At 36.6% G+C, this 15,361-nt stretch carries 15 protein-coding genes; 1 reads left to right on the top strand and 14 read right to left on the bottom strand.

Annotation, left to right across the window (positions count from 1 at the left end):
- Positions 1-87: 87 nt before the first annotated feature.
- From ACFSTA_RS05730 to ACFSTA_RS05720, 3 genes are all read right to left on the bottom strand, one after another.
- Positions 88-432 (bottom strand): VOC family protein, encoded by a 345-nt coding sequence (locus ACFSTA_RS05730; protein ID WP_377555619.1) that lies wholly within the window; start codon positions 430-432, stop codon positions 88-90.
- 234 nt (positions 433-666) lie between these two features.
- Complete coding sequence (locus ACFSTA_RS05725) at positions 667-1,644, bottom strand: HD domain-containing protein (RefSeq protein WP_377555618.1); 978 nt, start codon at positions 1,642-1,644, stop codon at positions 667-669.
- Positions 1,645-1,778: 134 nt separating this feature from the next.
- Entirely contained in the window at positions 1,779-2,639 is an 861-nt protein-coding gene (locus ACFSTA_RS05720; protein WP_377555617.1) for a LysR family transcriptional regulator, read from the bottom strand.
- A gap of 122 nt (positions 2,640-2,761) precedes the next feature.
- Between ACFSTA_RS05720 and ACFSTA_RS05715 the strand changes: the two genes are divergently transcribed.
- The gene (locus tag ACFSTA_RS05715; RefSeq protein WP_377555616.1) at positions 2,762-3,526 is read left to right on the top strand and encodes a class I SAM-dependent methyltransferase; all 765 of its coding nucleotides are present in this window, start codon (positions 2,762-2,764) and stop codon (positions 3,524-3,526) included.
- A 150-nt stretch (positions 3,527-3,676) separates the two neighbouring features.
- Here ACFSTA_RS05715 and pyrE read toward each other — a convergent pair whose 3' ends face one another.
- The 11 genes from pyrE to lspA all read right to left on the bottom strand — a co-directional run bounded on the left by pyrE (position 3,677) and on the right by lspA (position 15,327).
- Complete coding sequence (gene pyrE, locus ACFSTA_RS05710) at positions 3,677-4,291, bottom strand: orotate phosphoribosyltransferase (RefSeq protein WP_377555615.1); 615 nt, start codon at positions 4,289-4,291, stop codon at positions 3,677-3,679.
- Entirely contained in the window at positions 4,288-5,001 is a 714-nt protein-coding gene (gene pyrF, locus ACFSTA_RS05705) for an orotidine-5'-phosphate decarboxylase (RefSeq protein ID WP_377555614.1), read from the bottom strand. Before pyrF ends, pyrE begins: the two co-directional genes overlap by 4 nt.
- Positions 4,998-5,912 (bottom strand): dihydroorotate dehydrogenase, encoded by a 915-nt coding sequence (locus ACFSTA_RS05700; RefSeq protein ID WP_377555613.1) that lies wholly within the window; start codon positions 5,910-5,912, stop codon positions 4,998-5,000. The genes pyrF and ACFSTA_RS05700 overlap by 4 nt, the downstream gene beginning before the upstream one ends.
- Positions 5,909-6,661 carry a dihydroorotate dehydrogenase electron transfer subunit gene (locus ACFSTA_RS05695; protein ID WP_377555612.1) on the bottom strand — a complete coding sequence of 251 codons (753 nt, stop codon included), beginning with the start codon at positions 6,659-6,661 and terminating at the stop codon, positions 5,909-5,911. The genes ACFSTA_RS05700 and ACFSTA_RS05695 overlap by 4 nt, the downstream gene beginning before the upstream one ends.
- Entirely contained in the window at positions 6,658-9,858 is a 3,201-nt protein-coding gene (carB, locus tag ACFSTA_RS05690) for a carbamoyl-phosphate synthase large subunit (RefSeq protein ID WP_377555611.1), read from the bottom strand. Before carB ends, ACFSTA_RS05695 begins: the two co-directional genes overlap by 4 nt.
- Complete coding sequence (locus ACFSTA_RS05685) at positions 9,851-10,951, bottom strand: carbamoyl phosphate synthase small subunit (protein WP_377555610.1); 1,101 nt, start codon at positions 10,949-10,951, stop codon at positions 9,851-9,853. Before ACFSTA_RS05685 ends, carB begins: the two co-directional genes overlap by 8 nt.
- On the bottom strand, positions 10,944-12,230 hold the full coding sequence (locus ACFSTA_RS05680; protein WP_377555609.1) for a dihydroorotase: 1,287 nt from the start codon (positions 12,228-12,230) through the stop codon (positions 10,944-10,946). The genes ACFSTA_RS05685 and ACFSTA_RS05680 overlap by 8 nt, the downstream gene beginning before the upstream one ends.
- On the bottom strand, positions 12,205-13,110 hold the full coding sequence (locus ACFSTA_RS05675) for an aspartate carbamoyltransferase catalytic subunit (protein ID WP_377555608.1): 906 nt from the start codon (positions 13,108-13,110) through the stop codon (positions 12,205-12,207). Before ACFSTA_RS05675 ends, ACFSTA_RS05680 begins: the two co-directional genes overlap by 26 nt.
- 137 nt (positions 13,111-13,247) lie before the next feature.
- Positions 13,248-13,790, bottom strand: a complete 543-nt coding sequence (gene pyrR, locus ACFSTA_RS05670) for a bifunctional pyr operon transcriptional regulator/uracil phosphoribosyltransferase PyrR (protein WP_377555607.1) — start codon at positions 13,788-13,790, stop codon at positions 13,248-13,250.
- Positions 13,791-13,953: 163 nt separating this feature from the next.
- Positions 13,954-14,862, bottom strand: a complete 909-nt coding sequence (locus tag ACFSTA_RS05665) for an RluA family pseudouridine synthase (RefSeq protein WP_377555606.1) — start codon at positions 14,860-14,862, stop codon at positions 13,954-13,956.
- The gene (gene lspA / locus ACFSTA_RS05660) at positions 14,863-15,327 is read right to left on the bottom strand and encodes a signal peptidase II (RefSeq protein WP_377555605.1); all 465 of its coding nucleotides are present in this window, start codon (positions 15,325-15,327) and stop codon (positions 14,863-14,865) included.
- Positions 15,328-15,361: the final 34 nt, after the last annotated feature.

Raw genomic sequence — 15,361 nt, 5'->3', positions numbered from 1 at the left:
TCTAGATGAAAAAATATGAAGCACTTATGTATAGTTAATTAACATAAGTGCTTTTCGTATTTTATATAATAATGATGTAAAATACAGCTATTCCCAGAAACAAACTTGCAATTTATTATTATCCATATCATAGAAATCAAAAAACATGTTGACCCCATCTTTTTGAATTTCACTTACATTTACACCTTGTTCTTTAAGCTTTTCATATATTTGTTCAATATCTTTAGTGAAAAATATAGGATAGGTTCCCTCTTGATGAGAACTTGTTCTCCCTTCCTCGATAGTTAATGGAACTCCGCTATTACCAATATTTAATATGCAATAACCTTCTCCTTTGAATGCTTCTTCAAATCCCAATGTTTTCTGATACCATGTACGTGATTCTTCAACATTACTAACCTTTAAGCAGACTGTGTCAATTCGTTCAATCATATGGTAGTTTCCCCTTTTAATTAAATTAGTAATAACCTTTTGTAATCATTTCTAATTTAGATATCGTACGACCATCGACAAATAATTATCGTAAATTTTGGTTCTTCTTGCATCGTTTGTTGCTATTTTCATATTAACTCCAACATAATATATGCGCTCTGAAAACCGCTTCGGATTTGTCCGAAGGCAGTTGCTAAGTCTACTCTAACTCATGTTATATCTTTATATATTTAATTAGTTGGATATTATTTTCACATATCTTCCTTGTTTTGCTTTTTCATAGGCTGTCACACTCATATCTCTTACTTTATCAGACAATATTGATGCTTTGATTAACTCATTATTACATAAAACAGATGGATCTATTAATCGGACCTTATTTTTACGATGTATATCATAATTTACTTTGTCCTCGGTTACTCGAACGTTCTGATGAAGTTGATTGAGTTGATCCTTAACCTCAACATCTGTTGTAGATTTCAACTTGAAAATTACTTCTTCATCTATACCATTAAAGTCGTTGATTGTAAGAATATTTTTATCTAATGACAGTTTTAGTGTCTTGGCTAAAATATCATATCCGTAAATATTCAACGGATCCATAAAGAAGTCAATCACTTCTTTGTAATAGATGTCGACGAACCATTCCGCTATGTCGATGCTTTGAAGGTACATCCTATCCTCCACTATTATTAAATTACTTAAAAACTCCTGAATTTCACCATGTGAAATATGTCCATACGAATACATATCTCGTAGTGTATAGTCAACTCTATCCGCACATAGTTCGGGTGCCTGTTGTTCAAGTAGTGTCCACTTGGAGATATCGAGTAAAATGTCTTTATAATCATAGTGATATTTGGCAAGAATTGCTGGAATCTCTGACTGGCGGATGACTGAACCGAATATTTTGTCATGGTAGTCCTCATCTTTATTTTCAAGTACATAATCAATTACATGAGAAAATGCTGTGTGGGATACATCATGTAGTAACCCCGCAATTTGTTCCTCTAAAGATCCACCAAGCCTTCTAATTAATAGCATAACACCAATGGAGTGATCGAATCTGGTAACATTCCAATTCTCATTAACTAAATAGCTTGCACCACCTTGATGTACTCCTTTTAACCTCTGAACTGGTTGACTTAAGACTAATTCCTCTAAAACTTTATCAATCTTGTATTCTCCGTAAATTTGATCGGATATAAACAATCTATCCCTCCCTTCTACTTCATTAGTATTTTTTTCATAGTAACACAAAATTACCAAAATATACTGTTATTTATAATCAAAAAAACACCTACAACATCTAAAAAAATGTGCAGGTGTTATAATATATCGCGCCGTTATAAGAAGGTTTTTTTCGTCAATACACTAATAAATGCATCGACTTGTGGTAATTTACGAATTCCTTCCTGATAGCAGACCCAAGTATCTCTAGTTACAGGTATTTCATCTAATGTTAATGGAATATGAGGATATTCATTCTTCATAGAGTCAGATACACTTTCTGGTAATACAGCCATTCCTATTCCTTGCTTCATAAATTGCTTACATGTTTCGATTTGGTCTACTCGAATCGTTTTTAATGGTTTAATTTCATGTTGGTGGTGATACAACCAGTTATCCACTAATTCATGCATACTATCATCACTTTTAAACGAAATGAGTGGTCTTTCCTTGACCGATTGTTCAGGAAACGGCTCTGTATCAAAAATGTACAATGGGTCTTCAAACAGCCGAAAACAAGAACTTTCTTTTAATTTTTTTCCCCGAATAATACATACATGATAGTCTTTATAATGGCTTTTTATATCTTCACTTATCCCAGTAACAAGATCAATTGTTACTTTAGGAAATGCCTGAGTGAATTCCCCTAAAATTGCCGGTAAGAAACGTTGACTTATTAGCGACGAGCATGCAATAGATAATGTTCCTTTAACTTCCTCACTTGATTCTGCTAGCCGATTCTTCAGAAGTTGCTCTTGCTCAATCACCCTGCTAGCATGCTCCAAAATAATTTCTCCACTAGGTGTTAAGACGAGACTTTTTGATGTTCGAATGAAAATTTTAACTCCAAAATATTCCTCAATGTATTTTAATCGCTGGGTAACAGCAGGCTGAGAAATTAGGACTGCTTTTGCCGTACCGCGAATCGTACCAATTTCCTTTAATTTTAACAGTAACTCATAATCTTCTATTTTCATAAATCTTCCCCATTTGATAAGAATTTATTATTGAACTTGATTTGAAACTGATATTTTACTTATTGCCTTAATCATTATAACCTAAAGGTAATAATAAATCTATAAGAGAGAAGTGATTGGTGATGAAAGAGAAGGATGATGTTAAACAGGCTTTTTCTAAGAATAGCGAGGCGTATGTTACTAGTAGTACCCATTCAAAAGGAAAAGACTTATTACAGTTAGTAGATTGGATAGAACCAACAGCTGACATGATCATACTTGATATCGCAACTGGTGGAGGTCATGTAGCGAAATGTCTATCCGAACATGTTAACACTGTTTATGCTACAGATATAACCAAGGAGATGTTGAACACTGCTTCCACTCATTTGAAAGGTTATCAAAATATTCATTATGTCATTGCGGACGCAGAAAATTTGCCGTTTCTTGATCATACGTTTGACGTCGTTACCTGTCGAATTGCAGCACACCACTTTCCTAATCCAGAAAAATTCATTCGAGAAACAGAACGTGTATTAAAACCTGGAGGGAAGTTCTTATTGATTGATAATGTATCACCAGAAGATAATGCCTATGACACCTTTCTTAATAAACTAGAAAAAATGCGTGACTATAGCCATATTCGCTCTTTAAAAGTTTCTGAATGGAAACAATTATTGCATGAGAATCAACTAGGAATTTCACATCATGAATTAAAGAAAAAAACATTACCTTTTGAGGAATGGATCAATCGAATGATAGATTCACAATACGAAAAAAAAGCTGTAACAAACTATATTCTGAGCGCCACAGAACAAATTCACACCTATTTCAAAGTGGTTAATGATAATAAAGGACTTCATTCTATTTCCATTGATGAGTGGATGGTATTATGTGAAAAAGTTTAAACGAGCCTGTCCCATAAGTCGTGTTTTACCACTTATGGGCAGACACTTATTTTTTGTAGTAAAATGGTTAATCTTATGATGAGACCGTGTTGATTTCCGTTTCAGACAGTCGCTCACCGAGGCAAAGGCTTCAGCCTCTTTACTACGTTACTATAAATTATTACGCCAAGATAATAATTCCACTTTTACATTATGTTCCATCTTGCCATCCTCAACTAATCTATCTATTAACGTATCAAAGCTTGCAATCGTCTGAAAAGGAACATTTGCATTAGAAAAATTCACTATCGATTTTTCCAATCCATATGTAAAAATAGCGAACACAGCCATTACCTCTGCTCCTTCTTGTTGCAAAACTTTCACTGCTTCAAGAGCAGATCCACCAGTGGAAATGAGGTCCTCTATTACGAGAACTTTTTTGCCTTTTGTTAGCTCTCCTTCTATTTGGTTTCCTTTTCCGTGCCCTTTTGGCTTGGAACGAACGTAAACCATTGGTAAGTTCAACCGATCCGCTAGCCAGGCAGCATGTGGAATTCCCGCTGTAGCACAACCAGCGATAATGTCAGGTTTTACATTCAGTGCTTCTATTTGTTCCATAAATGAATTGGTTATTTTACGTCGAATACCTGGGTAGCTCATCGTCAATCGATTATCGCAATAAATTGGTGATTTAATTCCAGAAGTCCAAGTAAAATAATTGTCTGGATTAATTTGTACCGCCTTTATTTCCAATAAATCCCTTACTAACTCTTCACTTAATTTCATAGGGTTCCCTCCCACTCTTTGACTGCTTGTTGATAAGCATTATATGGATTTTCAGCTTGTGTTACACTCCGACCTATAACTAAATAGTCCGCTCCATTCTCTCTTGCAAAGCTAGGAGTTGCGATCCGCTTTTGATCATTGCTATGGGAATCGTTAAGTCGTATTCCAGGAGTGACTGTAATAAAAGAATCTGCACAAACCTCTTTAATATGTTTCGCTTCATGAACAGAACAAACCACACCATCCGCTCCATGATCAGCTGCAAATGTAGAGAAATAGGCAGCTTTCTCCTGTAAATCACCTAAAATATATAATTCCTCATTCATTGTTTTCTGATCCATCGACGTTAAAACGGTGACGGCAATCAGCTTCGTCTGATGACTACTAGAAATAGAACCTGATTGCAACCCTTCCTTCGCACGTTGAATCATCTCACTTCCGCCTAGGGCATGTACATTGACCATATCTACCTCAAGAGCAGCAATATTTTTCATCGCTCTCATAACCGTTGTTGGAATATCATGTAGTTTCAAGTCTAAGAAAATAGCATGGTTATTTTCTTTTAATCTTTCAATAACTTTTGGACCTTCTCTGTAAAATAACTCCATTCCAACTTTAACAGGTACCCCTTGTAACTGATTCGTTTTAATAAATTGATCTGTTTCACTCCAATTTGGAAAATCAAGTGCTAAATAAATGGATGAACTCATACCGATACCCCCTTTCCTATTACATCTTTCACAGACGAAAACCCATACCTTTGGAGTACTTTAGGTAACTCATCGATGATTTCAACGCACACGAACGGATTTTGGAAGTTAGCTGTACCAACTGCGACTGCACTTGCACCTGCTAGTAAAAATTCTAAAACATCCTCCGCATTTGTTACGCCACCCATTCCGATAATCGGAATTGTGACTTGTTGTGAAACTTCGTAAATCATACGTATTGCAACAGGTTTAATTGCCGGTCCAGACAATCCCCCTGTTTTATTTGCAAGTAGTGGCTTTTTACTCGAAAGATGTATTTGCATACCAGTTATCGTATTAATCATAGATAATCCATCAGCACCTGCAGACTCGACAGCCTTAGCCATGGCTACAATATTAGAGACATTTGGTGACAGTTTGACATAGACTGGTAGATTACTAGCCCGTTTCACAACTTCTGTAACACGAGCAGCCATACTAGGATCTGTTCCAAACTGAATTCCTCCCTCTTTAACATTGGGACAGGAGATATTCAGCTCTAAAGCATGAACATGCTTACTTTCATTGAAAGCAGCAGCTACATTCTCATATTCCTCTAATGTACTCCCAGCTACATTAGCGATAATCTGCGTATCGTATTTTGCTAAAAAAGGAACTTCATTGGCAATTATTTTGTCAACACCGGGATTTTGTAAGCCAATTGCATTTAACATACCAGACGATGTTTCTGCTACACGGGGGGTGTTATTTCCATACCGTTCCGTACCAGTAGCAGCTTTCATGATAACAGCACCAAGCTTACTTAAATCATAAAACTGACTATATTCACGACCAAACCCAAAGCAACCAGACGCTGGCATGATCGGATTTTTTAATTGTAATCCCGGTAATTCAACGGATAATTGACTCATAATTTTACCTCCTCAGCTGAAAATACAGGTCCATCCTTACAAATTTTACGATACCCGTCTTCCCCCACAGTCGGAATAACGCAAGCAAAACATGCACCTACACCACATCCCATTCTTTCCTCTAATGAAATGTATCCTTTTTTTGTTTGTAATCGATTCGTTACAGCCTGGAGCATTGGAATTGGACCACATGAATAATAACAATCATACTCTCGTAAAGAATCGATGACATCTGTAACAAATCCCGTTTCCCCATACGAACCATCATTGGTAACGATGATGGTTTCCCCTAACCGTTGAAACTCTTGTTCATAAAAAACATGTTCTTTTGATTGAAATCCGAGTACGGAAATTATATTTTTTCCTTGTTCCGCCAATGTTTTACCAAGATTATATAATGGTGGAACCCCTATCCCACCACCAATAAGCAGTACAGTGGAATCCTCTCTATTGATCCTAAAACCGTTCCCACTAGGACCAAGTACATCTAGCATCATACCCGGATGATAATCTGCTAGTCGATTTGTCCCTGATCCTAACTTTTTAAACAACACCGTAATCGTCTTAGTTTCTCGATTTACATCTGCAATTGATATGGGTCTTCTTAATGTGTGTCTATCAACATAAATATGCAAAAACTGTCCCGGAATAGCAGTTTCACTTATATAAACATTTTCCAGTACCATTTCAATTGTATCTAGAGCAATGCTTTCAGAAGCTCTTATCACTACTTTTTCTTTTTTAATCATGGATGAACTACCTCTTTATTTGTCATCGGTTTTGCACTAAATGTTGTCGAATCAATAACATTTAAAATAGCATTTGCTGTATCTAAATTCGTTAAGCAGGCTATACCATGCTCAACCGATAGACGACGAATCATAAATCCATCAGAACGTGGTTGCTTTCCAGATGTTAACGTATTGATCACAAATTGCACCTGACCTTTTTCAATAATCGATAGTACATTTGGTTCTGCAGCTCCAATTTTAGCAACCTGTGTAACAGGTATACCTAAGTTTCTCACTTGTTGCGCAGTACCTTGTGTTGCAAATAACTGAAACCCTAATTGATGAAAACGTTCTGCAATTTCAAGCATTTCCTGTTTGTCTTTATCAGCTACCGTTAATAATACTGCCCCTTCATTTGGAACGGACAAACCTGAAGCAACTAACCCTTTATATAAAGCCTTTTCTAATGTCTTATCATATCCAATTGCTTCTCCTGTAGATTTCATTTCTGGACCTAATATCGTGTCTACACTTCGTAATTTCTCGAATGAAAATACCGGTACTTTTACAGAAACTTGGTGATCTTCTGGCAAGATGCCAGAATGATAACCCATATCGGATAACTTATCGCCAAGAATACATTTTGTAGCAATATTTGCCATCGTTACTCCTGTAATTTTACTGAGAAATGGAATTGTTCTACTTGCTCTTGGATTCACCTCAAGGACATAAACATCTTCATCACAAATGATGAATTGAATATTTATTAACCCTTTCACATGTAAACCCCTTGCTATTTTTAAAGAAGCATCCATACATTTCTGTTTAACAGATTCTGAAATACGTTGTGGAGGATAGACTGCAATGGAGTCTCCAGAATGTACACCTGATCGCTCAATATGTTCCATGATCCCAGGGATTATAGTTGTTTCTCCGTCACTGATTGCATCAACTTCCACTTCAATGCCGGTAATATATTTATCTATTAATATCGGATGTTCGTTATTTAAATTCGTAGTTTTTATCAAATATGCTTGTAATTCCTCATCACTATAAACGATTTCCATTCTACTTCCACCGATTACGTAAGACGGACGAACTAAAACAGGATATCCTATTGAGTTGGCTACTTCCTTCGCATTTTCAAGCTTCCTCACAGCATGACCTTTTGGTCGTAAAAGATCAAGTTCATCAAGTAATAGTTCAAATTTATCTCGATCCTCCGCCCGGTCAATTGCTTCTAAGTTTGTACCCAAAATAGTTACTCCGCGACGTTCTAATCCTGCAGCTAAATTAATGGCTGTCTGTCCTCCAAATTGAACAATTACTCCTTCAGGTTGCTCAAGCTCAATGACATGCATGACGTCTTCTAATGTTAATGGTTCAAAATAAAGTTTGTCAGAAATGCTAAAGTCTGTTGAAACAGTCTCCGGATTATTATTCATTATTATCGCTTCATATCCCATTTCTTTAATTGCTAGAACGGAGTGTACAGTAGCATAATCAAATTCTATTCCTTGCCCAATTCGAATTGGACCAGAACCTAGTACAAGTACTTTTTTACGACTAGAAGGAAGTGATTCATTTTCTTCTTCATACGTGCTATAAAAGTAAGGCGTTTGGGATTCAAATTCAGCAGCACATGTATCTACCATTTTATACACAGGTGAAATATGTTCTTGATTGCGTAATGTATATATGTCATCCTCATGCACATTCCACAGTCTCGCAACTTGAGTATCCGAAAATCCCTTCTCCTTAGCCGCAGTTAATAGGTCAATGGAAAATTTGTTTTCAAGCATTTGATTTTCTAATTGAATAATGTTCTGGATTTTCATTAAAAAGAAGCGGTCGATTTTCGTTACCTCAAAAATTTCATCGATTGTGATCCCCCTTCTTAACAATTCAGCCAAAACAAATATCCTTTCATCATCAGCTTTCTTCAGACGTAGCGTTAATTTATCATTGTCTACATCCATTAAGGACTTTAACCAAATATCTTCTGTTTCTACATCTAATGAACGTATCCCTTTTAATAATGACTCTTCAAAAGCACGTCCGATCGACATTATTTCTCCTGTAGCTTTCATTTGTGTTCCTAGCGTCCGATCTCCAGTTACAAACTTATCAAATGGAAAGCGAGGAATTTTAGTAACAACATAGTCCAATGCTGGTTCAAAAAGCGCGTATGTTGTACCAGTTATCGGGTTTTTAATTTCATCTAAAGTTAAACCGACTGCAATTTTAGCTGCCATTTTAGCAATTGGATAGCCAGTTGCCTTTGATGCCAAAGCAGAGGACCTGCTCACACGAGGGTTTACTTCAATAATATAATATTTGAAGCTGTTCGGATCCAATGCTAGTTGTACATTGCATCCACCTTCTATTTTTAATTCACGAATTATTTTCAATGAGGCATTTCTTAATAATTGGTACTCACGATCACTTAACGTTTGTGAAGGTGCAACGACAATCGAATCACCCGTATGAATACCTACTGGATCTACATTTTCCATATTACAAACAACAATTGCTTGATCATTACCGTCTCGCATTACTTCGTATTCAATCTCTTTAAATCCAGCAATATTTCGTTCGATTAAGCATTGGTTAACAGGGGATAGTGCTAACCCATTTCGTGTGATTTCTCGTAAATCTGTTTCGTTATAGCACATACCACCACCTGTACCACCAAGTGTATAGGCTGGCCGGACAATTAATGGGTAGCCAATTTGTTTAGCAAATGCAAGCGCACCATCTACCGTATTAACGATTTGACTCTCAGGAACTGGTTCCCTTATTTCATGCATTAATGTACGAAATTTCTCTCGATCTTCTGCTTTTTGAATTGCCTCTAATGATGTTCCTAATAATTCCACATGGTACTCACGTAATATTCCAGTTTCCTCTAATGCAACAGCTAAATTTAACCCTGTTTGCCCGCCTAGTGTTGGAAGTAGAGCATCTGGCTGTTCCTTACGTATAATTTTGGTTAAAAATTCCACCGTCAATGGCTCCATATATACTTTATCGGCAACTGTATGATCGGTCATAATCGTTGCCGGATTTGAATTTGCTAAAATAACGGTATAACCTTCTTCACGAAGCGCTTGACATGCTTGCGTACCTGAATAATCAAATTCTGCTGCTTGGCCGATAACAATTGGTCCTGATCCAATTACTAGTATTTTCTGGATGTCTGTACGTTTAGGCATATACTATCTCCTCGCTTCTTTTTTGATTTTGTTTTACCATGTTTAAAAATTCATCGAATAAGTAATTTGTATCTTCTGGTCCAGGAGAACTTTCTGGATGATATTGTACAGAAAAAGCTGGATATGCAGTATGTCGAATTCCTTCTACGGTACGATCATTCAGAGCAATTTGGGTTAATGTTAGACCAGTATTATCTAAGGATTCCGCTACTACCGCATACCCGTGGTTTTGTGATGTTACATACGTTTTACCAGTCTCTAAATCTTTTACTGGATGATTGCCACCTCGGTGACCAAACTTTAGTTTCTCTGTCTCTGCACCACAGGCTAATGCTAATAATTGGTGGCCTAAGCAAATCCCGAAAATTGGTATATATGGTACAACTCCCTTAATCATTTGAATGGCCTCAGGAACATCCTTTGGATCTCCAGGTCCATTTGTTAACATTATCCCATCAGGTTTTAGACGAAGAATATTTTCTGCGCCATAATTATATGGAACAACAGTTATATGACAATTACGTTTCGTTAATTCTCTTAAAATCCCATGTTTCATACCAAAATCTACTAAAACAATACGTATGCCTCTTCCCGGTACAATATATGGTTTTAGCGTAGAAGTTTGTTGCACTTGGTCGTTTCTAAGCGGAATGCTTTTCAAGCTCTCTACAATACCGTCTACAGATACTTCCGTATTGGTGATATACCCTTTCATCGTCCCATAGCTTCGGATAATCCTTGTTAATTTTCGTGTATCAATTCCTGCAAGTCCCGGGATGTTATGTGCTTTGAGAAAGGTATCAAGATTTTCATCGCTTCTAAAATTTGATGGATGATCACTAACTTCCCTAACGATTAATCCATTGATAAAAGGAGCGACAGTTTCAAAATCATCTCGATTAATTCCATAATTCCCTATTAATGGATAGGTCAGAGTGACAATTTGTCCACAGTAGGATGGGTCTGAGATAATTTCTTGGTAGCCTGTCATGCTTGTGTTAAAAACTACTTCTCCACTAATATCTTGATCACTGCCAAATCCATAACCGCTAAAAACTGTTCCATCTTCTAAAACTAATTGACGTTTAATCATGTTGACACTCCTCATAGACAATTTTTCCTTCAGCAATCGTTAATACAGGTACACCAGTAACCTCCCAATGATGGAATGGTGTATTTTTTCCTTTAGAATAAAATGTATGTTTATCTATCTTTGAATTTCTAGTTATGTTCACTAACGTTAAATCTGCGACCTCGCCTTCTGCAAACCTCCCGTATGGAAGATTAAATACACTCGCAGGTTTAACAGTCAACCAATCTACTAGTTGATTTAATGTAATCTTCTTTTGTTTTACTAGAGTGGAATAAAGTAAGGAAAATGCGGTTTCAAGCCCAACTATGCCAAAAGGGGCGTCAAGAAATCCGCTTGCTTTTTCAGCTTCAGTATGTGGCGCATGGTCCGTTGCGATAAAGTCTATCGTTCCATCAAGTAATCCATCTAACAATGCCTTTTGATCCTCACGACTACGAAGAGGTGGATTCATTTTATAATTTGCATTATCTTCCAAAATAGATTCCTCATTTAAGAGTAAATGGTGTGGGGTTACTTCAGCCGTTACATTAATTCCAGCTTTTTTAGCATCGCGAATCACCCGCACGGATTCTTTCGTACTTACATGACAAACATGATAATGACATCCTGTTGCTTCGGCTAGTAGCACATCTCTAGCAATCTGAACAGATTCACTTAAGGAAGGGATACCAGGTAGCTGCAATCTTTCACTAACTGCGCCATCATGAACAACTCCCCCATAGACGATGGAATTATCTTCACAATGGGCAACAATTGGTTTTCCACAGGCCGCCGCTTCTTGCATTGCACGTAGCATGAAGTCCGCTGTCTGTATACCAACTCCATCATCCGTGAAAGCGAAGACATCATCCATTTGCGCTATTTCTTGAATCGATGTGAGTTCTTTTCCACCTAGTTGCTTTGTAATCGATGCATACGGTAAAACGCGAATTACCGCATCTTCTTTAATTTTATCTAAGAGCATCTTTACATTTAAGGGAGAGTCTGGAACCGGATTCGTATTTGGCATTGCACAAACTGTAGTAAATCCTCCACGTGCAGCAGCTTGAGTACCAGTTAAAATCGTCTCCTTATACTCTCCACCAGGTTCTCTCAAGTGAATATGCACATCAATAAAACCAGGTAATAATAAATTATTTTTTCCATCCACAACTTGATCCGCATCAAAAGAAAGATTCTTTCCGATCCGTTTTACCTTACCTTGATCAATCCATACATCACACGTTTCCATTTCCTCATTTGGTAATAATCGTTTAACACTTTTCAAGAGCATACTCATTTGACTTCCCCCATCCTTGTAATAGTTGCGTGATAATAGCCATTCTTACATAAACTCCATTTTCCATTTGTTTAAAAATTCTTGATCGCTTACATTCGACTAATCCGGAATCAATTTCGACCCCTCGGTTAACTGGTGCAGGATGAAGAATAATGGACTCTTTTTTCATTCTCTTTTCCCGTTGTTTCGTTAGTCCATATTCTTCTAGATAATTCGTTGTTTCTGTTTGGTTCTCATGCCTTTCATGCTGTATTCGAAGCAACATTAAGACATCACAAATTTCTACTGCCTCATCCATTGAAAGATACGGAAACTCTAAACTATCATCCTTAAAAGTTGGAGCAGCACTGAAGAATACTTCTGCACCAAGTCTTTTTAATGCTTCCGCATTTGATTTGGCCACTCTGCTATGCTTGATATCACCAACAATAACGACCTTTAAATTTTCAATTGTTCCATATTCTTGATAGATCGTTAACAAATCCAACATACACTGTGTAGGATGTTCCGCTTTACCAGCACCTGCATTAATGATAGGAATTGTTATTTTTTCTTTAAGCTCTTTAAACCAATCATCAGATTGATGGCGTATGACAAGTAAATCTGCTCCAATTGCTTCAAACGTTTTCGCTGTATCATAGAGTGTTTCACCCTTCGTCATACTGGAGGTTGCTGACTGAAAATCCAGTACATTCATTCCTAATCTTTTTTCAGCAACGGTAAAACTCATCTTCGTTCGTGTACTAGGTTCAAAAAACAAATTTGCCACAAAATGATTCTGATTACATCGTTTTGTCCTATTACGATATGCCTCCGCAGTTTCTAAACACGTATAGACTTCATCATTCGTCAACTGATTTAAAGAAATAAAATGTCTCATGTGATCCCCCCAGTTTTATCTCATAAAAAAACCTCTTTGCGTTTTTGGTCGCAAAGAGGTACACGTGTAGCTAATTATAGACACGTTTTTCTCAACGACCTTGTAAACCTCTCTGGATTTACGTTAAAGGTCCTTATTTACTTTTCATAAATGGAAACTTGATCCATATCGTCTATTTCATCAAGTTGAACAACAATAATTTCCTTATCTGATGTAGGAATGTTTTTTCCTACATAATCTGCGCGTATTGGTAATTCCCTGTGTCCACGATCCACAAGAACGCCTAGCTGAATTTGTGAAGGTCTACCAATATCCATTACAGCATCCATCGCAGCTCTAACCGTTCTACCTGTATAAAGCACATCATCTATTAAAATTACCTTTTTATTAGTTACATCTACATCGATTTTTGTATCTTTTAATTCAGGTTCATTTGTTTCTACTGTTTTTTGCAAATCATCTCGATATAATGTAATATCTAGCTCGCCTATTGGCACCTCTAGGCTCTCAATCGATCTAATCTTTTCTTGTAATCTCTTCGCAAGTGGAACACCTCTTGTTTTAATTCCAACAATGACTATGTCTGATCCGCCTTTATTTTTTTCAAGTATTTCATGAGCTATTCTTGTAAGTGCTCGGTTCATGGCATTATGATCAAGTACTTCCGTTTTTTTCTTCATTCCTTCACCTCTATAGAAAAACCCTTTATTCCATGAGGAAAAAAGGGTTTTGGATATACTTATCTCAAGTAAGTACTTACTCCGCTTTCCTTTTCAGCCTCACGGGACTATCTTAAAGGATCATTATTCATTTCACTTATTATTTCAGACTTCGAGATGGCTGTCAATAGATTTTTTCAATTTCTGAAAGGACTTCTCTAAAGTACTGCGGTAGATCAGCCTCAAATTGCAACCATTTTCCTGAAGTAGGATGTGTAAAACCAAGGACTTTTGCATGTAAAACTTGACCATTTGTATTCATTGTTTTACGTGGACCATATTTTGGATCTCCAACAAGTGGAAAGCCAATATACCTCATATGTACGCGAATTTGATGAGTTCTCCCAGTTTCAAGCTGACATTCGATATGTGTGAAATCTTTATACCTATTTACTACTTGAAAGTGAGTGACTGCATTTTTACCAGTTTCTACTACACCCATCTTTTGCCTGTCTTTTGGATCTCTCCCAATTGGTGCGTCAATCATTCCAGTGTCATGATCAATGACACCATGAACAATCGCTTCATACTTTCTCTCAATATCTTTTGAAGCTAATTGTTCTGCTAAGCTGGCATGGGCTGAATCGTTTTTGGCAACAACTACTAGACCACTTGTATCTTTATCAATTCGATGTACAATTCCTGGGCGTTCTATTCCATTAATTCCAGATAAATCATTACAATGGTATAGTAAAGCATTAACTAGTGTACCACTCTGGTGGCCTGCAGATGGGTGAACGACCATGCCCTTTGCTTTATTCACGACTAACAAATCACTATCTTCATAAACAATATCCAATGGAATATTTTCTGCATCGATTTCCAACGGTTTTACCTCGGGAATAGACCAGCGTACAACATCTCCAACCTGACATTTATAATTAGCTTTTACCACTTGATCATTAATTGTAACCATATCCTCGTTAATCCACGATTGTACTTGTGATCTAGATTTATCTGGATTAATCATTGCCATTAATTTATCTATTCTCGTTTTAGCTTCTGATTCTGTAACTACGTGCTCTAAAGTCATTTAAGCTTTTCCTTTCTTCTTCTCATCTAAAATAGTAGCAATAATCACAAGACCAACCCCAACAACTAATGAGGAATCTGCGATATTAAATATAGGGAAATCATATCCGAAAATGATGAAATCAAAAAAGTCCACAACTTCTTGATGCATAAGTCGATCAATAAAATTTCCAATTGCTCCCCCTAAAATAAAGCTTAAGGCAATGGCAAAGAGTTTATTTTCTTTTGCGAATTTATGCATGTAGTATAGTACACCTATTATTACAATGACCGTAATAATATAAAAGAATACCATTTTTCCTTCTAAAATACCCCATGCAGCTCCACTATTCCGATGAGATGTTAAATTAAAAAAGTTATCTATAATCGTAATTTGTTCATATAACTCCATGTTTTTTACGACAAGCCATTTTGTAAATTGATCAATTCCAATAATTATTACTGCGATTATGTAATACCAATACATTCTCCTGGCCTCCGAATTCTTATTCTATATTTTT

Origin of the sequence: Ornithinibacillus salinisoli, assembly GCF_042684965.1 — a bacterium.
Classification (GTDB): Bacteria; Bacillota; Bacilli; order Bacillales; family Amphibacillaceae; genus Ornithinibacillus; species Ornithinibacillus salinisoli.
The sequence above is the reverse complement of the archived record's forward strand: the minus strand, read 5'-3'. Positions and strand labels throughout refer to the sequence as shown.